This is a genomic window from Candidatus Rhodoluna planktonica, from assembly GCF_001854225.1.
Classification (GTDB): domain Bacteria; phylum Actinomycetota; class Actinomycetes; order Actinomycetales; family Microbacteriaceae; genus Rhodoluna; species Rhodoluna planktonica.
Genome location: NZ_CP015208.1, coordinates 424318 through 445696, shown reverse-complemented (window position 1 = coordinate 445696; position 21379 = coordinate 424318). Strand labels below are relative to the sequence as shown.

General features: G+C 51.3%; 23 protein-coding genes, 1 tRNA gene and 1 other RNA gene. 5 read left to right on the top strand and 20 right to left on the bottom strand.

Going from position 1 to position 21379, the window contains the following annotated elements; translation table 11 throughout:
• Positions 1-117: 117 nt before the first annotated feature.
• The 7 genes from A4Z71_RS02235 to prfB form a co-directional block, all read right to left on the bottom strand.
• Entirely contained in the window at positions 118-720 is a 603-nt protein-coding gene (locus tag A4Z71_RS02235; protein WP_070954341.1) for a DUF305 domain-containing protein, read from the bottom strand.
• 73 nt (positions 721-793) lie between these two features.
• On the bottom strand, positions 794-1249 hold the full coding sequence (locus tag A4Z71_RS02230; RefSeq protein ID WP_070954340.1) for a hypothetical protein: 456 nt from the start codon (positions 1247-1249) through the stop codon (positions 794-796).
• Positions 1250-1456: 207 nt separating this feature from the next.
• Positions 1457-1830, bottom strand: a transfer-messenger RNA (tmRNA) gene (ssrA, locus tag A4Z71_RS02225).
• Positions 1831-1930: 100 nt separating this feature from the next.
• On the bottom strand, positions 1931-2404 hold the full coding sequence (smpB, locus tag A4Z71_RS02220; RefSeq protein WP_070954339.1) for an SsrA-binding protein SmpB: 474 nt from the start codon (positions 2402-2404) through the stop codon (positions 1931-1933).
• A gap of 7 nt (positions 2405-2411) precedes the next feature.
• The gene (gene ftsX, locus A4Z71_RS02215) at positions 2412-3326 is read right to left on the bottom strand and encodes a permease-like cell division protein FtsX (protein WP_070954338.1); all 915 of its coding nucleotides are present in this window, start codon (positions 3324-3326) and stop codon (positions 2412-2414) included.
• A complete protein-coding gene (gene ftsE, locus A4Z71_RS02210; RefSeq protein WP_084028385.1) occupies positions 3323-4123 on the bottom strand; it encodes a cell division ATP-binding protein FtsE in 801 nt (266 codons plus the stop codon). Before ftsE ends, ftsX begins: the two co-directional genes overlap by 4 nt.
• Before the next feature lie 12 nt (positions 4124-4135).
• Positions 4136-5242 (bottom strand): peptide chain release factor 2, encoded by a 1107-nt coding sequence (prfB, locus tag A4Z71_RS02205; RefSeq protein ID WP_070955209.1) that lies wholly within the window; start codon positions 5240-5242, stop codon positions 4136-4138.
• A 36-nt stretch (positions 5243-5278) separates the two neighbouring features.
• On the opposite strand from prfB, the gene A4Z71_RS02200 reads away from it, so the two are divergent.
• Positions 5279-6460: an MFS transporter gene (locus A4Z71_RS02200; RefSeq protein WP_158512770.1), complete on the top strand. Its 1182-nt coding sequence runs from the start codon at positions 5279-5281 to the stop codon at positions 6458-6460.
• On the opposite strand, the gene A4Z71_RS02195 is transcribed toward A4Z71_RS02200, so the two are convergent.
• The 7 genes from A4Z71_RS02195 to A4Z71_RS02170 form a co-directional block, all read right to left on the bottom strand.
• Positions 6428-6733, bottom strand: coding sequence for a pilus assembly protein TadG-related protein (locus A4Z71_RS02195; protein WP_070954336.1), 306 nt, complete (start codon positions 6731-6733; stop codon positions 6428-6430). The genes A4Z71_RS02200 and A4Z71_RS02195 overlap by 33 nt on opposite strands.
• On the bottom strand, positions 6730-7089 hold the full coding sequence (locus A4Z71_RS02190; protein WP_070954335.1) for a hypothetical protein: 360 nt from the start codon (positions 7087-7089) through the stop codon (positions 6730-6732). The genes A4Z71_RS02195 and A4Z71_RS02190 overlap by 4 nt, the downstream gene beginning before the upstream one ends.
• Entirely contained in the window at positions 7086-7475 is a 390-nt protein-coding gene (locus tag A4Z71_RS02185; protein ID WP_070954334.1) for a hypothetical protein, read from the bottom strand. Before A4Z71_RS02185 ends, A4Z71_RS02190 begins: the two co-directional genes overlap by 4 nt.
• 2 nt (positions 7476-7477) lie before the next feature.
• Positions 7478-7642: a hypothetical protein gene (locus A4Z71_RS07100; protein ID WP_193402155.1), complete on the bottom strand. Its 165-nt coding sequence runs from the start codon at positions 7640-7642 to the stop codon at positions 7478-7480.
• Between the two features lie 10 nt (positions 7643-7652).
• A complete protein-coding gene (locus A4Z71_RS02180) occupies positions 7653-8123 on the bottom strand; it encodes a type II secretion system F family protein (RefSeq protein ID WP_158512769.1) in 471 nt (156 codons plus the stop codon).
• Between the two features lie 137 nt (positions 8124-8260).
• Positions 8261-9022, bottom strand: a complete 762-nt coding sequence (locus A4Z71_RS02175) for a type II secretion system F family protein (protein ID WP_070954332.1) — start codon at positions 9020-9022, stop codon at positions 8261-8263.
• On the bottom strand, positions 9019-10095 hold the full coding sequence (locus A4Z71_RS02170) for a CpaF family protein (protein ID WP_070954331.1): 1077 nt from the start codon (positions 10093-10095) through the stop codon (positions 9019-9021). The genes A4Z71_RS02175 and A4Z71_RS02170 overlap by 4 nt, the downstream gene beginning before the upstream one ends.
• 126 nt (positions 10096-10221) lie before the next feature.
• On the opposite strand from A4Z71_RS02170, the gene A4Z71_RS02165 reads away from it, so the two are divergent.
• Positions 10222-10306: transfer RNA gene (locus A4Z71_RS02165), tRNA-Leu, on the top strand.
• A 46-nt stretch (positions 10307-10352) separates the two neighbouring features.
• Here the strand turns inward: A4Z71_RS02165 and A4Z71_RS02160 are convergent.
• A complete protein-coding gene (locus A4Z71_RS02160; protein ID WP_070954330.1) occupies positions 10353-12266 on the bottom strand; it encodes a beta-galactosidase in 1914 nt (637 codons plus the stop codon).
• A gap of 217 nt (positions 12267-12483) precedes the next feature.
• On the opposite strand from A4Z71_RS02160, the gene A4Z71_RS02155 reads away from it, so the two are divergent.
• Positions 12484-13275 (top strand): DeoR/GlpR family DNA-binding transcription regulator, encoded by a 792-nt coding sequence (locus A4Z71_RS02155; RefSeq protein WP_070954329.1) that lies wholly within the window; start codon positions 12484-12486, stop codon positions 13273-13275.
• 49 nt (positions 13276-13324) lie between these two features.
• Here A4Z71_RS02155 and A4Z71_RS02150 read toward each other — a convergent pair whose 3' ends face one another.
• From A4Z71_RS02150 to A4Z71_RS02140, 3 genes are read right to left on the bottom strand one after another with little or no spacing between them, the layout of a single operon-like run.
• Entirely contained in the window at positions 13325-15391 is a 2067-nt protein-coding gene (locus A4Z71_RS02150) for a S8 family serine peptidase (RefSeq protein WP_070954328.1), read from the bottom strand.
• 53 nt (positions 15392-15444) lie between these two features.
• Positions 15445-16017, bottom strand: a complete 573-nt coding sequence (locus A4Z71_RS02145) for a GNAT family N-acetyltransferase (RefSeq protein ID WP_084028384.1) — start codon at positions 16015-16017, stop codon at positions 15445-15447.
• Positions 16001-16711, bottom strand: coding sequence for a uracil-DNA glycosylase (locus A4Z71_RS02140; RefSeq protein ID WP_202816211.1), 711 nt, complete (start codon positions 16709-16711; stop codon positions 16001-16003). The genes A4Z71_RS02145 and A4Z71_RS02140 overlap by 17 nt, the downstream gene beginning before the upstream one ends.
• A 152-nt stretch (positions 16712-16863) precedes the next feature.
• Here A4Z71_RS02140 and A4Z71_RS02135 point away from each other — a divergent pair, with 152 nt between their 5' ends.
• Together A4Z71_RS02135 and metX are read left to right on the top strand one after the other, a co-directional pair.
• Complete coding sequence (locus A4Z71_RS02135; RefSeq protein ID WP_070954327.1) at positions 16864-18162, top strand: bifunctional o-acetylhomoserine/o-acetylserine sulfhydrylase; 1299 nt, start codon at positions 16864-16866, stop codon at positions 18160-18162.
• An 11-nt stretch (positions 18163-18173) separates the two neighbouring features.
• Complete coding sequence (gene metX, locus A4Z71_RS02130) at positions 18174-19379, top strand: homoserine O-acetyltransferase MetX (RefSeq protein ID WP_070954326.1); 1206 nt, start codon at positions 18174-18176, stop codon at positions 19377-19379.
• Here metX and A4Z71_RS02125 read toward each other — a convergent pair.
• Positions 19357-20571 carry a glycosyltransferase 87 family protein gene (locus A4Z71_RS02125; RefSeq protein WP_070954325.1) on the bottom strand — a complete coding sequence of 405 codons (1215 nt, stop codon included), beginning with the start codon at positions 20569-20571 and terminating at the stop codon, positions 19357-19359. The genes metX and A4Z71_RS02125 overlap by 23 nt on opposite strands.
• Positions 20555-21367, bottom strand: a complete 813-nt coding sequence (locus A4Z71_RS02120; RefSeq protein ID WP_070954324.1) for an ADP-dependent NAD(P)H-hydrate dehydratase — start codon at positions 21365-21367, stop codon at positions 20555-20557. The genes A4Z71_RS02125 and A4Z71_RS02120 overlap by 17 nt, the downstream gene beginning before the upstream one ends.
• Positions 21368-21379: the final 12 nt, after the last annotated feature.

The following is a 21379-nucleotide window of genomic DNA, read 5'->3' as shown; positions in this document are numbered from 1 at the left end:
TCTAATGTAGACCCTGAGCAGCAGCGATGCCGTTAAATAAAAAGCCCCCCATTGCTGGAGGCTTTTTAAGTGGTGGAGATGGGGGGGGAATTGAACCCCCTCCCCCGATTACCACACCTACACCTTTGCGAGAAGTTCCTTCATGTATGCAATTTGCTTGGTTTGCGATGCGATGATGGCGTTTCCGAGAGCTTTCACTTCGGCGTTATTTGATTCGGTCACCATTTGGGCCATTTGGATTGCTCCTTCGTGGTGGCCAATCATGCCTTCAAGGTAGAGCCTGTCGAATTCGGCACCTGACGCATTTTTCAATGCTGTCATTTGAGCGTCGGTGAGTAATCCGCCCATTCCCATGTCGTGGCCCATTTCAGTTGGAGCGTTGGCGGTTTTGAGCCAAACCTTCATCTGCGTGATTTCGGGTGACTGTTCAGACTTAATCTGTGCTGCCAAGGTTTTTACCTCTGGGTTTGACGCACGAGTTTCGGCAAGCGTTCCCATATCAACTGCCTGCTGGTGATGGACAATCATCATCTGGGCGAACATAATGTCGGTTCCCGAGAACTGGGAACTGTTGCTTCCCATCATTCCGCCGTTGTCCATCATTCCTGAATCATTGTTTGACCCAGCTGAACCGAGGTTGATTGTGCAACCTGCGAGAGAGAGTGATGCTAGCAGGATTGCTCCGCCGATTGCGATGGAGCGAATTGTTAAAGATTTCATTATTTTTCCTATCGTGAATTTGAAAATTTTGGGGTGCGGCAATGCTTGAGCATTTCGCTTTTCACGGGTCGGCTTATGTTCGGCTAATCCCCAAGGCAAGAGGATTGACGGCATTAGGAAAATATCGCCATGTTGGCGGTCTTGCCAAGAGAGCCGTGAAAAAAGTCTCCGAGAATTTCAGTTCTGTCGATTTTCTGAACAGCAAGAGGAAACCAACAACGAGCAGGCAGGCAGGAACAATGAACAGTGTCACCAAAGTCAAGGGGTCTCCTGCGCCAAGCGGCTTGCCTGGGGCATTGACGGGGGCTTGGTCGTGGCTAACTGCGAGGGCATGGGCCGTTGAGTCGGAGACCATCGTTGTGTCGGCTTCAGACTCAATTCCCATAATGTTGCCGTCAGCCATGATGTGGCTTGACGCAGAGGTTGAACTGGCCTGAATACACATCGAGTGGAAAATAGGTGCGAAGCCTGCCATGAGGGCGACGATGGTCACCACAATCCATTTACTCGCTTGATGGCTTTTCAGCACACTCCAAATCTACTGCTGTTTCCTGAGAAACACCTTTGAGCACTTGAAGTATTGCTTTGGATTTACCCAGTTTCAAACATCACAAATCAGCTGAAATTTTAAGCAACACCTTTTAAGCAACGAAAAGCCCGCCACCACTAAGAGAGTATTTCTACTTCCCAGTAATTACGGGCTTTTTGCCTATCGGTTGAAATGTGACCAACTGATTTGTGGAGATGGGGGGAATTGAACCCCCGTCCAAAGAACTGATTCTGGATCTTCTACGGGTGTAGCTTCAATAAGGTTCTACTTGGCCCCGGTGCTAGCTTGAAGCGACATAACCGACGAGCCCAGCCTGAGTTTGAGTCCCGGGTAGCCCTAAGGCGTAACTACCCAGCAAGATTTCTAAATGACGCCGGAAACCAGATTGAAATCAGGTCTGGACCGACGGACTTCGGGCTAGGCGCTATTAAGCGGCTAGGGCAAAGTCAGTGCGTGATGATTTAGCACTTATTTTTTGCAGCGGACATTTACGTGTTGACGCTACATTCACGACCCGCTTCCTCCAGGCACAAAGTACCCTGTCGAAACCGATCATCCCCATGTTTAGTTACCAATGCCTCAAATCATCTGAGGCTCAATAAGACTAGGCCAAAGCTGAGACAAATGGAATGCCGCCGGCTGTGAATTGACTGAAAACCTCTACCAGTCTTTGCCCTTGGTCGACATAGCCCGATCTGCTTCGCGCTTATCTTGAGCCTCTTTTAGAGCTTGACGCTTGTCGTACTCTTTTTTACCTTTGGCCAGAGCGATTTCAACTTTTGCTCGGCCGTCTTTGAAATACAGCTGAAGTGGGACCAAGGTGTATCCGGACTCACGTAATTTGCTGTTGAGTTTGCTGATTTCTTGACCGTGCAGCAACATCTTTCGGCGGCGACGACTGCCCACGTTGGTCCAGCTCGCCTGCGTGTATTCGGGGATGTGCACGTTCTCAAGCCAGGCCTCGCCATTTTCGATACTGGCATAACCGTCGATCAGGGATGCGCGACCAGCTCGCAGCGACTTCACTTCGGGACCCGTTAAGACCAAGCCGGCTTCATATGTGTCTTCGATGTGATAGTCGTGGCGAGCTTTGCGATTTGACGCAACCAGCTTTTGACCGACTTCTTTAGGCATAAGGCTTCTATATTCGCAGGTAGCGACGAATAGCAAGACCAGATGCCACAGCCGCGAGCAAAATTCCAGCCAGAACCAACAGCGGAACGACCAATAAACCATCGGACAATCCGACAAAACTGGTGAACGGAAGGCGCTCAGCTAAATAGCCCTGGACAAAGAACTGAACTATGCCAAGAACAGCCCCGCCGGCAAGAATGGAACCAACGGTTGCCGCGACTACGCCCTCGAGAATAAATGGCAGCTGGATGTAAAAATTGCTGGCACCCACCAACCGCATAATTCCTAATTCACGGCGGCGGCTAAAGGCAGAGAGTCGAATCGTGGTGGAAATTAGCAGCGCGGCCGAAACGAGCATCAGCGCGGCAATACCAATCGCCGCAATTGAGGCGGCGTTCAGGATGCTGAAGATTTGATCGAGATAGCTGCGTTGATCGCGCACCTCTTCAACACCGGGCATACCACTGAAAGCTTCGGTGATAATTGCACTCTGGTTTGGGTCTTTTAGATTGACCCAAAAAGTTTCATTTAGTTGCTCAGCTGAAACGTATTTCGCAACCGCATTGCCCTCAAACTGCTCTTGGAAGTTTTTGAAGGCCTGTTCGTGATCTTCAAAATAAAACTCTTCGATGTAGGGAGCCAACGTGGTTGAATTCAAACGCTCTTCGACCGCACCCTTCAAGTCGGCCGAGGCTTCGCCTTGCGGGCAGATCTCATCAGGCGAGACCGAACTGCAAAGGTAAACCGCGACCTGCGCACGGTCATACCAGTAATTCTTCATCTGGCCAATTTGCAATTGCAGCAAACTTGCGGTGCCAACAAAAGTCAAAGAGATAAAGGTAACCAGGATGATTGAGACAACCATCGAAAGGTTACGCCGAAGGCTCTGGCCCATTTCGCGAAATACATAGCCGATGTTCATGCGTCTGCCGAATCGTCCAAAAACGAGATAAACCCGGTGGTTTGCTCCGTTGCCGATATTTGCTCATCTGCCTGAATTTTTTCGGCAGTCACAATCGGATTAGTACCGGTCGCCACTTTCTGGTATCCAGACGAACGCTGGTCGCGCAAAATCTCGCCACCGCTGAGTTCGATTACGCGTTTTTGCATGCGGTCCACAATTCCGCGATCGTGAGTGGCCATGATAACCGTGGTGCCCGCCAGATTAATGCGCTCGATTAGGGCCATAATTTCTTCACTGGTCGCTGGGTCAAGATTTCCGGTAGGTTCATCCGCGAGCAAAATAGCGGGTTTGTTCACGATGGCCCTTGCTAAAGCAACTCGTTGCTGCTCACCGCCTGAAAGTTCGTTGGGTAGTCGTTCGGCTTTTTCACCGAGCCCAACCAATCTCAAAACATCGGGTACGGCTTCTTGAATAAAACCCTTAGATTTGCCGATAACTTCAAGACTAAAAGCCACGTTTTGAGCGACAGTTTTATTTGGCAATAGGCGGAAGTCTTGAAACACGACGCCCAATTTGCGACGAAAGTATGGAACTCGACGCGACGGGATGCCGACCAAATTCTCACCCAACACATGCACCGAACCGCTGGTTGGCACATCTTCGCGCAACATTAGGCGCATCAGCGATGACTTTCCCGAACCGGATGCACCGACTAAAAAGACAAAGTCGCCTTTTTCAATTTCAAGCGAGACATTATTCAAGGCCGGCTTAGCCGAACCCCGATATTGCTTGGTGACGTTTGAGATGCTGATCATATACTGACCAGCCTAAACGCCGACCTGCTTTCTCCAGCGGATTCCCGCGGCAATAAATCCAGCTAAGTCGCCATCAAAAACAGCCGCTGGATTGTTGACCTCAAATTCGGTGCGAAGATCTTTCACCATTTGATACGGGGCAAGCACGTAGGAGCGCATCTGCTCTCCCCAGCTGGCCTTTACATCGCCGGCAATCTGCTTTTTCTTAGCTTCCTCTTCACGTCGCTTCTGTTCCAGCAATCTGGATTGCAAGACGCGCAGAGCGGCCGCTTTATTTTGAATTTGGCTTTTTTCATTTTGGCAACTCACCACAATCCCGGTTGGAATGTGCGTGATGCGCACTGCCGAGTCGGTCGTGTTAACCGATTGCCCACCGGGACCACTCGATCGAAAAACGTCGACCCTAATTTCCGAATCCGGAATTTCAACCACGTCGGTAGTTTCAATCAGAGGAACAACTTCAACAGCTGCAAAACTTGTTTGGCGCTTTCCGGCGGCGTTGAAAGGGCTCATGCGTACCAAGCGATGAGTTCCAGCTTCAACTGAAAGAGTGCCAAAGGCATAGGGTGCATCTACCTCAAAAGTTGCCGACTTGATTCCAGCACCTTCGGCATAGCTGGTATCTAAAACCTGTACCGGCAATTTTTGTTTCTCGGCGTAGCGCAGATACATGCGCATGAGCATCTCAGCAAAATCAGTAGCGTCATCCCCGCCTGCTCCCGATCGAATAGTGATGACCGCGCCTCTGGCATCATATTCGCCATTCAATAGAGTTTGAATTTCAAGTTCGGAAAGGATTGCCCGCAATTGTTCAAGTTCTAGTTTGGCCTCATCCTGAGTTGCCTTATCGTCCTCGGCATTAGCCATTTCAACGAGAACTTCAAGGTCGTCGATGCGACTGGTGATCGAAGAAAGCTTCTCGATGAGGCCCTGTTTCCTCGAAAGCTCACTGGTGATTTTCTGCGCCTTCGCTGGGTCGTCCCATAAATCGGGAGCAGCGGCGGCAGCCTTAAGTCGAACAACTTCTTCGCCCAGTCCAGCCGGGTTCAACACTTGGCGAACATCACTGAGGGTTGAACGCAGTGCGCGAATTTCTGGAGACAAGTCGAGTTCAGGCATATCCATCTCAGTTTAGAAGGGGCTTAGGCTGGGATGGTGGCAAAATCAGCGCAATACCGAGTTTCAGGGCTAATCCTGCCTGTTTATCTACCCAGCCTGCTCTTCACCGCAGGCGAGATGGCACTGATACCTACTATTCCAGCCATGGCCGAAAGCATGGGAGCAGGTATTGCCCTAGCCGGCATCATCGCCGGTTTGCTCATGGCCGGAACCGTTGCTGGTGATTTACCCGCGGCTCGGTTGGTCCACTCTCTCGGCGAGCGCCAATCCATGATCGTGGCGGCTCTAGTTGGGGCGATCGGAATTCTGACAGCAGCTTCAAGTTCAAGTTTGCTTCAACTCGCCGCGGGCATCTTTATTCTGGGTGCCGCCGCAGCAGTGTTTGGTTTAGCGAGACACTCATATTTGACAGCCGTTGTTCCGCTTTCCCATCGCGGCCGGGCGCTCTCAATCCTGGGCGGAATTTTTCGCGCTGGCGGAATGCTTGGCCCACTGATCGGTGCAGCTGCCATAAGCATTTGGTCACTTTCGGCCGTGTTTTGGGTGGGCGTGGTGCTGTGCGCTCTGGCAGCTCTGCTACTGGGCCTCAGCCCTGATGACCGTCTCGAAACAGCAGGTGAAGGAAAATTCACCATGTTCCAGACTGTACGAGATAACCGAAAAGGTCTCGCCACCTTAGGCGTTGCCTCGGCACTGTTGGCTGCTGCCAGGGCTGCGAGAACAGTGGGATTACCACTTTGGGCGCTGCACATAGGGCTGGATCCGGCGCAGACCTCGTTGGTTTTAGGAATTGCTGGAGCCGTGGATGTGGCTCTCTTCTACACCTCGGGTCAAATAATTGATCGGTTTGGTAGACGTTGGGTTGCTATTCCAACCACAGCCGGTCTTGGTTTGACCATGCTCTTGTTTGTTCTCGCAACCGATGCCAATACTTTTCTTGCCTTGGCTCTGCTGATGTCGCTGGCGAACGGTTTGGGTAGCGGAATTATCATGCTTATCGGCGCTGACCTTGCTCCGCCAAAAAAACGCAGCGAATTTTTGGCAGCCTTTCGTTTAATAGTCGACCTAGCTAGCGCAGCAGCTCCGATTACTATCTCGGCAATTACTGCCGTCTCAAGCCTTTCACTTGGCCTTGGCACAATTGGCCTTGCCGCCATCTGGGGAACAGCTCTTTTTTATCGGCACCTACCCAGACCTAGCCAGCGCAACAGCGCATAGGGTCGGACTGGTTATTGACGGACGCCCACATACTTGAACTCGTTTTGTCATGGGCTCCGGATTATCAACCGCGACCTCGGTGATCTCTAATTTCCCAACACTCGCCTGCGCCAACAGCAGATCAAGATTTTGCTCTGCAGCCGCCGCAAGAACAAGTGAGTCGGCAATGGTCTGCAGCCGAAACCGAGCCAGCGCGCTCTGCTGCAGATCACCCAAGAAAATGCTGAACACCAACAGCAGCGATGACAAGCCAAAAGCGAGTGGCGCAATCATTTGTACATGACCGCGGACGCTATTTGGCCAGCGTATGCGACTTCGACTTTTAGCAATTTGGTTTGCGCAGAGCAGCCTGAAAGGCAACTGGCTTGGGCTTTTAACTTTTGCGACTGTTCGACTGTTCGAATCGCAGTGTTGCTCAAGTATGTTTCGAGAATTTGTTCAAATGGCCGGTCGGTCAGGGCGAGTTCCCTGATCAAATAGCGGGCCGAATGTTCGGCAAATAATTTTTCATTGAATTTTTCAGCCGAAATTCCGATGAACCAAACCACGGGCAGCATAAGCCCGGCCACAAGAACGACAAATTCGACCAATGCGTTGCCACCCTCATCGAAGATGAATGATTTAGTCACCGCGCCTCCAGATTTGACGATAATTCGAGTTTGCTGACGTATTCGGGAAACACCGTTGAGCCAAATTGACCGGTCAATCCAAAGTGGTCACTTGAATTGCAGAACCTATTTTGGATTAATACGGATTTATCAGCACGCGAATTTTCCGCAGGGCCAGAACTCAAGAAAATTTCGCAGAGCGAAGTTTTGTCTACATCGGCTAGCCCCAATCGCCGGTTGTCGAGTAGCAAGTTTGTCACCGCAACCGTCTGAAAAAGTGATGTTGCCGCTAGGTAAAGGCCAAAGACAAAAAGGCTAACCAGTGGAGCTGCAACAAGCACAAATTCGATGACCGCAGAGCCGCGATCGACACTGTCGACTGCTCGCTTTTTAGCGGTTTCAATCATCTTCAGAATGTAGCCACTTTGGTTAGCGCTTGATCAAATAGCCCCTTCAGTGCAGGAGCGGCGGCGGTCCAGATCAGAACCACCAGTCCGGCGGTCATCAGAGTTATTAGAACCCAACCGGGTACATCTCCGCTTTCATCGCTCAACCAGTTGATTATTTTTTTCATTTTTCCTCCTCTAGAAAATGCCCTGCACCATCAGCAGAGACGGGAAAATTGCAAAGATTACGGTCACCGGTAGGACCAGGAAAACTATCGGAATAAGAGTTTTCGTTTCATTCTTTCCAGCGGCAGTAATGAGTTGGGCGCGGGTGGCTGCAGCGCTGGAGCGAGATTGCTCAAATATTGTTTGGCTGATTGGCGTTCCGCGATCGATAGCGATGCGCAATTGAACTAGCAGTTCGACAACCTCGATTGGTAGCCTGTGCCGCTCGAGTTCGGCAAACTCGGCTTCAAACGTTGAACCCAACTGCAGATTGGCCACAGCCGGCAGCATCAGTTTCGCCAATGTTCCAGAACTGCACTCGCTCAGTGACTTCAGTGACGCGAAAAGCGATTGACCGGCTTCGATTTGCAGGCCTAAAAACCAAATTTCATCCGAGATGGCAAGCGATTGGGCAGACCTTCTGGTCGGACGAAATTTTTGCAATTTAGCGAGGTTTAAAGGGGCTATCCGTCGCGGTTTTTGAATTGGCAAGTAGTTATCTAAATGATTTCTGGGTGGCCGCACCAGCCCCGAATAAAGCAAAACAAAGGCAATTCCAAAAAGAATTGCAACCGCGGCACTCATGCAAACACCCTTGGAATAAGAGGTAGCCGACCAAGTATCGAAACTGCCCGGTAAGCGACCACAGACACGAGAAGACCAACCATAAGCAGTAAAACCCCCTGGGCTGTTTCATAAAAAGCTCGTGCTTCTGGTCGCATCGAAAGCAACAGCACAACCACCCAAGGGGAAGCAACTGCAAGTCGGGCGGTGGCCCCAACCCACTGTTGCTTAGCTCTAAGTTCTAAATGCATGGTCTGTTCAATACGAATCCGCCCAGCTAACTCTTTCAGAGCGCGGATGGATCCGGAATTGCCACCCTTATTTGCTACCTCAAGCGCTATGAAAACCAAATCGAAATATCGGTTTTGGAAATTATTGGAGAGTTCACGAAGCAATGTTGAAACCCGATGCCCCGAGAGCAAACTATCGACTGCGCTTTGAAACAACTCCCGAAGTTCAGGCGGACCGTTTTTGGCCAAGTCTTCAAAAGCTTCTAGAAATGTCGCGCCTACCGAAAAAGATGACGCAAACGAATTTGCAACTATAGGTGCCAACGATTCAAGATGCTGGGCAATTTTTTTAGCCCGCAGGACAAAAATTTCTAGTACCAGTGCGGTTAGCCCTACGCTCCCACCAATGGCAAATGCTTTCAACCCTGACATTGATTCGAGCATTAGATAGGTAAAAATGGCAAACGTCAGAATTGCAGCAACCGCGAAACCCGATGTTTTTTGCCCAAATCTCAGGATGCCGGCTAATCGATTGGCAATAGTGCTCAATTTTGACTCGCTTCGATGGCTCGCATGGCGCTTAGCTCTTCAATTGCGGTTACGCGTCTTAGCCCCGATGGAAGCATTTGGCAGTAAATAATCAAATCAATACTCGATTGGATTGCTTTTTGCACGAAAGCCTCTGAAATGTTTGACCCGGCGAGCAGCGGCAAGGAATGCAGTTTTTCAATTGCGGCAGTCGGACTGTTGGCATGGATAGTGGCCATTCCGGCAACTCCCGAATTTAGGGCCATTAGCAAATCGAAGGCTTCTGCCCCGCGAACCTCACCAATTACTAAACGGTCAGGTCGCATCCGCAACGATTCGCGCACCAGCCGCCTCATATTGATCTCACCAGAACCCTCGATGTTTTCGGGCCTGGTCTGTAAAGCCACCCAATCATCAACCGATAACTGAAGTTCGCGGGTGTCTTCAATCGTGACTACTCGCTCTTTATTGCTTATGTAATTGAGCATGGCGCCCAACAGAGTGGTTTTACCCGAGTTAGTGCCGCCGGCGACAATGATTGTTTGCCGCTGATTGATTGCCGAAGTTATTTTTTGAAGGTGATCTGGTTCGATCATTTTCGAGGCCAACAAGGATGCCAGCGACAATTGTTGACTGCCAAACTTTCTGATGTTGATCGAAAATGACTTATCGGTAAGCCCGTAACCGACTATATGCAGTCGCGAACCATCGGCAAGTGTGGCATCGACAAATGGCGTTGCTCGATCGATGCGCCTGCCCGTTTGGCGCAGCAACTTCTCAACTAATTCAGCACATTTTTCTGCCGAGATTGTTTTTCCAAATCGATGCCGGGTGCCAGATTTCGAATAGTAAATTTGCCCATCTGGGTTCACCCAAATTTCCTCAATGGATGGCTCAGCCATCAAATCATCGATTTCGCCGACTCCCAGAAGCTGGCGTTCAATCAACGAAGCTAGTTGGGGCTCGGCAGCTAGCGGCAACTGACCGGATTCAAAGCCTGAGTCAAGTTCAGCAAGGATTGCCTCAGATAAAGTGAGCCCGTCACCAACGACTCTATTTCTGACCGAACCGGCATACGCGCTGACATCATACATTTCACACCTCTAGATAGAGGGTGCCGCTATGCCAAATCCTTTTCTTTAGTTATCCACAGGCGAATTTGGTCAGATTTCCGGCTCGATTTCCGTTCTGGCGCTGAAATATGTAAACTGTTCAGGCATGCGGAAGTGGCGAAATTGGCAGACGCACTGGATTTAGGTTCCAGCGCCGCGAGGCGTGTGGGTTCAAGTCCCACCTTCCGCACCAAATAAAAAAACCGGCCTAGGCCGGTTTTTTTATTACCCTGATTCGGTTAGCCGATTGAGACCTGGTGGCTGTGTGAGCCAGGCTTGTGACCAATCTCAAAGCGGAATTTGCCACGACGAAGAACCTCGATGCCGTTGCCGCCTTCAGCTTCGATTCCCAATTCTTTGGTCACTGATCCGAAGAACTCTTTGAGGCTCTCGTCGGTAAGCTGCGATGCCACATACCAAACCGGCTTTTCATAGTTACGACGAGCGATAGCAACCGAGCCAGCTGCAACTCCCTCGCCGAAGGTAGCCAGAACCTCGGCGCCGTTTGCCTGAGAAATTTCAGCCCAAAGTTTGGCCTGGTAACCGTTCGACAGGGTTGTCACCGAGCCCTTTGGTAGCGGAGCAAATTCTTCAACTCGAACACCGATGAAGTCTTTGACCAATTTGCCGCCATAACCACCTAGACGGATCAGGTCAGTTTCGTTTGATATTCCAGTGAAGTAAGAGGCCACCAATGATCCGCCGTTTTTGACGTAATCAATTAGGTTAGCTTCGAGTTCATCGGTCATTAGATACTGTGTCGGAGCCAAGACCAAGTCATACTTTTTGAAGGTCGCCCTGTCAGCTTTAGCACTGACGAAGTCAACGCGAACACCCATGTTGTAGAGCGCCCGATACCAGTCTTGCGAAATTTCGGTGTAGTCAAGCTGGGTAGTTGGCACGTTGTATTGACGCATAGCCCAGAGCGACTCATAGTCATGGATGATTGCAATCTTGGCCTGTTCGGTGCTGGTTGAAACCAAATCACGCAGCTGGTCTAGTTGGTCACCCAACTCAGTCACCTGTCGATAAACACGTGTGTTTTCACCTGCGTGCGGAACCATCGCTGAGTGGAACTTCTCTGAACCACCCTTTGACTGACGCCACTGGAAGTACATGGCGCCTTCAGAGCCGCGAGCCACGCTGCCAATCGAGTTGGCCAGCATTTCGCCCTGCTCTTTTGGCAGGTTGTGCTCTTGCCAGTTGACTGCCGAGGTTGAGTGCTCCATTAGTAGCCATGGTTGGCCGTCGGCAAAACCGCGGGTCAAATCGCAAGCGTAAGCAAATTCGATGTCGCGATTTGGATCTGCAGCAATCAGGTAGATGTCAGTTGAAACGAAGTCAACCTCTTTCGCCCACTTCCAATAGTCGACGAAAATTGAGCCGCGCATCGACATGAAGTTGGTGGTGATTGGGTGCACTGAGTCGTATTTACGAATGGTGTCGCGCTCGAGCTTGTAAATGTCTAGCAATTCATCGCTGCTAAAGCGGTGGAAATCAAGAACCATTGATGGGTTCGGGAAGGTTCCATCCGGAGTGCGACGCGGTGGAATGATTTCGTTCCAGTTGTGGTAACGCTGCGACCAGAAGTTGGTTGCCCAAGCTTCGTTTAGCGCTTCAAGATTGCCGTATTTGTTCTGCAGCCAACCCTGCCAGGCGGCAGCAGTAGTGTCGCAGAAGCAGAGTGGGTTGTGGCAGCCGAATTCGTTGTTGACGTGCCACATTTCGACGGCTGGGTGGTTGCCGTATCTTTCAGCCAGTTTTGCAACAAGTGCGGCAGCGCGCTCGCGATAAATTGGCGAGCTGGTGCAGTAGTTCTGACGACCACCGTGTGAACGAACTACTCCGTTTGCATCGATTGGCAGCATCTCTGGGTGGGCTTTGGTTAGCCAAGCAGGTGGTGAAGCGGTGGCCGTTGCCAGGTCGACCTTGATGTCGTTTTCGTGCAGCAGGTTGATGATGTCGTCGAGCCAGTCAAATTGATAGACACCCTCTGCAACTTCGATGTTGGTCCAAGAGAAAATACCAAGCGAGACTAGGTTCACTTTGGCTTGTTTCATCAAGCGAATGTCTTCTTGCCAGACATGGCGACTCCACTGCTCAGGGTTGTAGTCGCCACCGTAATAGAGGGCACTTGGGTTGAGTTTCGGCATCTTTACCTCGATCTGTTTACATGCTTCGGGCTGAGGTTTGCATAACCACAAATTTTTCTAATTTGACCCTGTTTGAAGACTACGTCGCCGCTTTACAAAAACTCACAAAAACTAACAAAAGTAATCAATCCGTTACCGAAATACGCTAATTTTTCTGGCCAAGGCCGTAATCTGTTGATTGTTCGATTTATGCCTTACCGAAATGGAAAGTAGTCAAATGCTGGCCGCACAACGTCAAAGCCTGATCCTCAAAGAGGTATCAGCCCGTGGCGCTGCACGCATTGCCGAGCTGGCTGAGATCCTTGATGTTTCGGAAATGACCGTTCGACGCGACATCGATGTTCTAGCTGAGCAGGGCTTGGTTGACAAAGTACACGGCGGGGCCACCTCAATTGGTGCCAGTTCGGTGTCTGAACCTCCCTTCACCGCAAAGTCTCTGCGTGAGCGAGTGGCCAAAGAGGCAATCGCCGAGGCAGCAGCCAAATTGGTCGCCCCAGGGGCCGCTATTGGGCTCATGGGCGGCTCTACGGTGTACGCACTAAGTCGGCACTTAGCCGATGTCCCTCGACTTACCATCATCACCAACTCGTTACCGGTTTCAGATTTTCTCCACAAAGAAGGACGAAGCGATCAAACTGTGATCCTCACCGGCGGGGTTAGAACCCCCACCGACTCTTTTGTTGGTGAGTTGGCAATCAATTCGCTGTCCAGCTTCAACCTGGATTTGGTTTTCATGGGAACTCACGGCATGCACCCAGAAGCCGGCTTCAGTTCGCCAAATTTGCTCGAAGCTGAAACTAACCGAGCAATCCGCAACCGGGCTAAAAAGTTTGTTGTGCTGGCCGATAACACCAAATGGGGCGAGATGGGCTTCTCTAGTTTTGCTCGACTTGAAGATGCTGACATTTTGGTCACTGACGACGGGCTAAGCCAAGATGTGCAAAACCAACTCAAAGCATCCGTTGGCGAAGTTATTGTTGTCCACGCAGAGCAATTGGCTGCAAGCTAAGCAATCTCTATCTCAGGCCGTGCCAAAAACCGATTAGCGCTCCCGAACTCTAAGGCAGTGCAGCCGCAGCGGCTACCGCAAGAGACGCGTTAACCACACCGATTCCACAAAGCCCAGCACTACATTGTGTGTTCGCTACGTGCGGCTTAGCTGTGGTCTGCAAAATATTCCAGATTTGATCTGGTGTGATGTTGTATTTTGCCGAATACATCAGCGCCACAACCCCGCTTACCAAAGGCGCCGCCATCGATGTTCCTTCTTGATAGGAATATCCGAAGTCGGTTGAAACTGTGGTGCCGTTATTAATCAGCGACAGCACTCGTCCGTTGGTGCCGCTCGGTGATCCGGCTGGGTTTTGGCTATCACCGCCGGGTGCTGCGATATCAACACCGTTTGAAAACTGCGAGCCGTAGTTTGAATAACCAGCTTTTTCGCCGGTTGGGCCAACTGAGCCAACATTAATCGTTGGGTAGCAGTTTCCCGGCCAGTAGTTTGCGGCATTGCCTGCCGTGTTTCCGGCCGCGGTAACTACGGTGATTCCCTTGGCTTTGATGGCTGGCAGGATCGTTGCCAATGAGGTCGGGCAGGGCCCAGGATCAGGAGAAGCCACCGAAAGATTGATCACTTTGGCTGGCGTCGCGTTTGCCGGCACGCCAGATACTGCATTACCGGCGGCCCAGTTCAGAGCTTTTACGAGTGAACTCGAGTTTCCAGATCCACCCGCGCCTAATACACGCACCGGTTGGATTCGAACCTGGGGCGCAACCCCGATGATTCCAATGTCGTTTGCTCGAGCAGCAATTAAGCCAGCCACGTGTGTACCGTGCCACGAACTGCGCTCAGAGTTCAGATAGTCTCCGGGGTCAGTCGGATCTGGATCAGGGCCATCGCCATCGTTTGTGATGGCGCAACTGCCAGTGTTGGTGTCACACTCTACGAAGTCATAGCCGGCGACCACGTTGCCATCAAGATCAGGATGATTGGTGATGCCCGAGTCTAGAACCGCAACCACGACAGATCGCGAACCAGAAGTCATCGACCACGCTTTTGCAGCGTTTATGCCGTTTGTTGCACTTAGATACCACTGCTTGCCGTACTCAGAATCGCGAGGAGTAAGAGTCACTCCGCTAAAACTGGTACCGCGAGAGTTTGTCGCGGCAACCTTGATTTCATGTTCAATCTCGGGTGCAAGACCCAAGATTGTGCAGGTGTTTGAGTAAGTAACACACTCAGCAACAACTGCGCCTCCAGCTGTTGCTGTGGCTCGATAGCTGGTTCGCAAACCACCTTTTTGATAAATCGATTGACTTGACCAAGTCACAGTTACGCCGTTAGCAGCATCTGCTGAGGCTAACGACACCAAGTCAGGAGTGATGAGTTGCGGTGGCTGCGCAACGGTAGTTGCTCGACCACGCACTGCAGCCGAGGCTAAGCCGACTCGCACAAAAGAGCCCAGTTTTGTAATTGCCCGAACCCGCCAGTAGTAATTTACCCCCGAGGTGTTTCCCGCGGTGACGGTATGTGTGCGACTGGTGCGTGCGGTGTTCGAAACCGCAATTGACCAAGACGAACCATTCACGCTGCGTTCGATTCGATAGCCGACAATTTTTGCACCGTAGGTGCTTGCTGGCGCAGCCCAGGTTAGGTTCACTCTGGCGTTGGTCGGTGCCAACGGACTAAAGGCATCTTTCGCAATCGGACTTCTTGGCGCCGAGGCCGCACGCAAAGCGGATAGCACTCTCGGGGTCGAGCTGGCCGCCACAATTTTGGTATCTAATTCAACGGATGAAATTCTTGGGTCTTGCTGCATCCGGGCTGCAATTTTCTGAGCATCGGGTGTGGTTAGTTCACTCTCAAATTGCACGGCATAAAAGCCCATTCCGAGAGCCTCGGTATTTAGCAGATCGACACCTGCCGCATTCTCGCCGGTAGGCTGGCCATCATCTGAGACGGGAGAAACGCCATCGCGATAAGAAACGATAAGGCCCGAAACAGAGGATTCTAGGTTTGCTTCAGGGGCGACTTGACTGATGCTTGCCGCAGCAGGAATGGCAGCCAACGGCATTGCTGCAGCAACCGCGATAGCCACCAAGTGGCGGAATGGGAACTTCACCATTTCAGCCTAGATGCCTGACGCTGAAAACTTGCTGAGATAAGTCAAGTTTGAACTTACAAACTTTTCTGCATCAGATAGGTACCAATCCATTTGCCAAGTTTGAAGCCAACTCTTTCAAGATGCCCCTGCGACTTGAACCCAAAAGACTCGTGCAACCTTATCGAGGCTTCGGCACCCTGGTCAGAGATGACCGCCAAGACTTCTCGAATTCCAGCTTTTTTTCCTCGCTCAAGCAACTCGGCAAGCAACCGGCTGCCGATGCGTTTGCCCATCGCTGCCGGCCTTAAGTAAATGGTATTTTCAGCCGTGCGCTTGAAACCAGCCTTCTGCCGCCAGGGTGCTAAATAGGCAAAGCCAAGAATTTCACCCGATGGGCTTTCGGCAACAATGAATGGCAAGCCAAGTGACTCAAGCCAAGCCGCCTTGTCTTTCCACTGTGCCAAAGTCATTAGCTCGATGTCCAAAGTGGCGACACCGTTTTGGATGTAGAAATTGTAAATATCGTGCACCTGAGCCAAATCACCCGGTTCAAGGGTGCGAATTTTGGATTCAAGATTTTCTGGATTGGAGGGTTTCGCCTTTTTCTGGCGTACCAGTCGCCAGCGTGATTCAGAATCCAAAGGCATCTTTTTCTCCTAACCAGTCGATTGGCGGCAAACCCTGCTCAGAGAGTAATCGGTTGATGTTACTAAAAGGTTTCGAGCCAAAAAAACCGCGGTGCGCGGACAGCGGTGAAGGGTGAACTCCGCGAATCACCTGCGCCTTGCCTAATCTCGATTCAAGTTGCTGGGCCTGATTTCCCCAAAGCACAACAACTAGCTTCGAGCCATGCAGCTTATCTAAAGCGCGAAGAGCAGCATCTGTAATCTCGGCCCAGCCCAGGTTGTGATGCGAACCGGCCTGACCGGAAGCACAAGTGAGGTGGCGATTTAGCAGCAGCACGCCTTGCCTCAGCCAAGTTTCTAAACTCTCATCGACATTTGCAGATTGACCAATGTCTTCGCCAAGTTCTTTGAAAATATTTCTCAAGCTGCCTGGTATCGGCCTGGTGCCGCGTCGAATAGCAAAAGCTAAACCGATTGCAACACCCGGGGTTGGGTAGGGATCTTGTCCGACAATCACGACTTTCACAGACTGCGGATCGGCTTCAAAGGCCTTCATGATCTGCTCTCGAGGGGGCAGGAAATCTTGGTTGCCAAGTTTGAGCTCAATTTGCGCGAACAACCCTCGCTGATCAGACAGCAATTCTTGCCAGCGCGGATGCATTTGCTCAAAAAACACTCCTCTAGCGTAGAGCGATTGCGATATCTCGTTCGACACCTTGGCTGCAGTTTCAAAATTCCTTTCCTTGACCAACCGGCCTTCCCCGCTAGACGCCAAATGTTACGAGAAATTTCTAGTCAACTCGCCTTACGCTCAGCATGGGCATAGTCTTAAAACACTCCACACCTAGGTTCAGAAGAGGACTAAACATGAGCACCGATCCAAACAACTGGGGATTTGAAACTGCACAGATTCACGCCGGTGCTACCCCGGATCCGGTTACCAATTCCCGTGCCGTACCGATTTACCAGACCACCGCTTACACATTTAATAGCAGTGAGCACGCTGCCAACCTTTTCGGTTTAGCTGAGTTTGGCAACATCTACACACGCATCATGAACCCAACCCAGGATGTAGCCGAAAAGCGCATTGCGGCGCTCGAGGGCGGAACTGCAGCGCTACTTCTGTCATCTGGTCAGGCGGCAGAAACTTTTGCCATTTTGAACATCGCACAGGCCGGTGACCACATCGTTGCGTCTTCAACCATCTACGGTGGAACTTACAACCTCTTCAAATACACTCTGCCAAAGCTGGGCATCACCACCACTTTTGTTGAGAATCAGGATGACCTCGACGAGTGGCAGCGCGCGGTGCAGCCAAACACCAAGGCATTTTTTGCAGAGACCATCGGCAACCCTAAAGTTTCAATTTTGGACATCGAAGGAGTCGCTGACGTTGCGCACCGCAATGGCGTGCCATTCATCGTAGATAACACAGTGGCCACCCCGTACCTCATTCAACCTCTGAAGCACGGAGCCGACATTGTCGTTCACTCAGCCACCAAGTTTTTGGCGGGTCACGGCACGGTTGTTGCCGGAGCAATCGTCGACGGCGGCAAATTTGAGTGGAGCAAGTCTGACAAATTCCCTGGCCTAAATGAGCCAGACCCTTCATACCACGGCGTGGTTTACACCCAGGCACTGGGCGATGCCATCGCTTACATCATCAAAGCCCGAGTTCAATTGCTGCGCGACATCGGTGCAGCCATTTCACCGAACAGCGCCTTCCAACTGATTCAAGGAATTGAAACCCTAAGTCTTCGAGTCGAACGACACGTCGAGAACGCTAAAAAAATTGCCACCTGGCTAAAAAACCACCCTCAGGTTGAATCGGTCAACTATGCCGGACTTGAGAGTTCACCCTGGTTTGAAGCAGGCAAGAAGTACGCACCTAAAGGCACAGGTGCAATTGTCTCCTTCGAGATCAAGGGTGGCCGCCCATCCGGTTCTAAATTTGTCGACTCGTTGAACCTGTTCAGCCACGTGGCAAACATTGGTGATGTTAGGTCGCTTGTGATTCACCCGGCTTCGACGACTCACTCCCAGCTGACCCCAAAGCAACAGTTGACTGCTGGTGTCACCCCCGGTCTGGTTCGACTTTCAGTCGGCCTTGAGTCAATTGATGACCTAATTGCCGACCTAGAAACCGGTTTTGCCGCAGCTCTGTAGGCTGCTAAAAAATGGAGTTTCAAACCTCAGAGGACACCGTACCGTCCGCGTTTATTACCGAGGAGCAAACCCGGCAGCTCGTCGGGCGACCCCCTGCCTCGGGTGCTTGGCGAGACGGTGACCCCGCAGGTGATCGACAATTTGCCACCCTTCCCGACTTGCGCCTCGAAAGCGGTCGAGTTCTAGAGTCTCCTCGAATTGCTTTTGAAACCTGGGGCGAGCTCAACAACGAACACACCAATGCGGTCCTAATCTTGCATGCGCTGACCGGCGACTCTCACGTTCTAGGCAGTGCCTCAAAAGATCATCCCACCGAGGGTTGGTGGCAAGGCATTGTTGGTCCAGGGCTTGCAATTGACACCGATCGCTACTTTGTTGTTGCGCCAAACATGCTTGGCAGTTGCCAGGGATCTACCGGGCCTTCATCGCTGGATAAATTTGGCCGAGAGTATGCCGCGCTATTTCCATTTCTAACTATTCGCGATCAAGTGCTCGCGCAGCACGAATTCGCTCATGTTATCGGCATCAAAAAATGGCACTCGGTGATTGGCGGCTCGATGGGTGGCATGCACGCCCTCGAATGGGCTATCACCTACCCGGATGAGTTGAAACGCGTAGCGGTTCTTGCAGCCCCAGCAATTTCTAGCGCCGATCAGATTGCTTTGAATTCGGTGCAAGTTGAAGCAATCATGACTGACCCGGCATTCAACGACGGCTTTTACTACGATGCCAAACCGGGATTTGGACCACACCGCGGATTAGCCCTAGCCCGACGGATGGCACTTTTGAACTACCGATCACCGGGTGAACTAAACGACAGATTCGAACGCAGTTGGCAATCTGAGGTGAACCCGCTCGGTGGTGGTGGGCGTTTTGCTGTCGAAAGTTACCTTGACTTTCACGGCAATAAGTTCACCCGAAGATTCGATGCCAATAGTTACATCACTCTGGTGCAGGCAATGAACTCACACGATGTCGGCCGTGGCCGCGGTGGGGTCTCTAAAGCTCTCGCTCAAATCACAGCAAAAACGCTGGTCGTAGGAATTTCTACCGATCGACTTTTCCCGGTGCATGATCAGCAACTTATTGCCGATGGCATCACGAGCGAACTAGTCGGTGGCGAATTGCGAGTCATTGAATCGGCTTACGGCCACGACGGTTTCTTGATTGAAAACAACTTAGTTGGGCCACTGATCAGCGAACTGCTCGAGTCATAATCACCAATCGGAAAAGCAACCAAGCAAAAAATACGATTAGCAGGACGTTTCTAACCGTTAGCAGGGTCAAACTGGTAAGGCCGAGCGACATTAGGTCTAGATACCAAATTGGATAAACCAAGTTGGTGAGGGCAGCGAGTGCAAAGACAAAGCCTGTCGCTACGCGAACTAGCTTTGACCCAATCAAAATTAGGCCCAGAACGGGAACAACAATCCAGCCGATAAATTGGGGCGAGCCAACTTTGTTGAACACGATCAGGGCGACGGTAATCGTTAGCCAGACGACAAAAAGCAGTTCATTGGTGTTTTCAGTTCTTTGAGCGGCGCGCATCCCCAACAAAACCAAGGCAACTACCGCGACAAGTAATAGCGGGTTGAGAACCTGGGCGATTACTCCGATGTCTGGCCCGAAAACCTGATTGGTCACCATTTTTTCGTCATAGTAAATGCCGTAACTGCCGTCACCGAACTTGGCTAGCCACAGAAACCAGGTCGCGGCCACAGACTCAATCTGTAAACCTCGTCCGGTTTGCGAGGCGATAAAACTGAGCGCCGAAAAATTGCCTGTCAAGATAATTGGTGCAGCCAATATCGCGACCGCCAAAACCAGTGCGGTGCGAATGACTGCAGCCTTTTGCTTTACGAAGATGAACAGGCTGGCAACAAACGCTGCTGGCCAAACCTTAAGCCAGGCTCCGAAAACAAAAAAGGCCGCAGCAGTTTTTTCTCGACCGCGTAACCAAATCATCAATCCCGCTAACGCTGACAAGCTTGCTGCGGTATCGATTCGGCTTAGCGATACCGGCCCCAAGACCAACAGAAAACCAAACCACAAAATTGCTGCCCGGCTACCTGTTTTACCAAAGTAATACTTGAGCGCGAGAGCCGTAAGAATGTGCAAAATCGAGAACAGCACAATCCAGCCGATGAGCAGGCCCGCGCCGTTCGAAAACCCCTGGGCAATTAGCATCGGAAAGATGGCCAGGTATGGGTAGACCCATTCAACTGTGATTCCGTACCAACCCATTCCAGCCAAGGCCTGTTGCAGCCACCACTGGTAAAGAATCAAATCATTCATCGGCGAGACAGCCGAATTCTGCAGCCCCTGCAGATAAATAATCGAGTGCGCCAAAATTCCAAGCGCAGCAATTGCCAGATATTCCAGCCAGATTTTCTTAGTTTGACCGGGCAAGTAAAACCCCTATTTGCTCTGCGACGTCTAGCGCAGCAACTGTTTTGATAGCTGCTGCAGCAGTTGCTGCTGCCGAATGTAGTTTTACCGCCGCAATAGCGATATCAAAAAGCAAACCTGCATCTGTGGCCAACGCGGATGCGTTTCTCGCAATCATCGCACCGAGCAATCCGGCAAGTACATCCCCGCTTCCGGCGGTAGCTAAATGCGGCGAGTTGGGGCCAACTTTTTGAACCTGAGAATCACTGGCCACAAAAGTTTGGTGCCCCTTTAGCAACACGGTTTGGCCGGTTAGATTGGCCGCAAGCAAAGCAAAAGTTGCAGGGTCGGTGTCGATGTCTGACCGCTGGTATTTTTCACCAAATCTGGCCAAGAGTTTGACCATTTCGCTGGCGTGTGGAGTCAGTACAGTTCGGGCAGTCAAAACCGAAAAATCCACAATTTCAAGCGCACCGGCATCGATCACCAACGGTGTTTGAGCCGACCCAAGCTGAAGAATGCGATCGGCTAATTCACTGTCATCCGGCCTGACGCCAGAACCAAGCACCCAACAATCAACTCGGCCATTACCCAGGACAACCTCTGGCCTAGCGGAAACTACTAATTTGGCAGTTTCTGAATTGCCCCAGTACCGAACTAAACCGGCGCCGGCCCGAATCGCCGATTGAACCCCCAAAATTCCTGCCCCAGGGTAGTTGGCCGAGCCTGTAACAAATCCGACAACTCCGTGTGAGTACTTATCATCAGCCGGACCGAGCGGCCGAAAAAACCGAACCGGATCAAATGAATTTGCCATGACCTTAGGCTA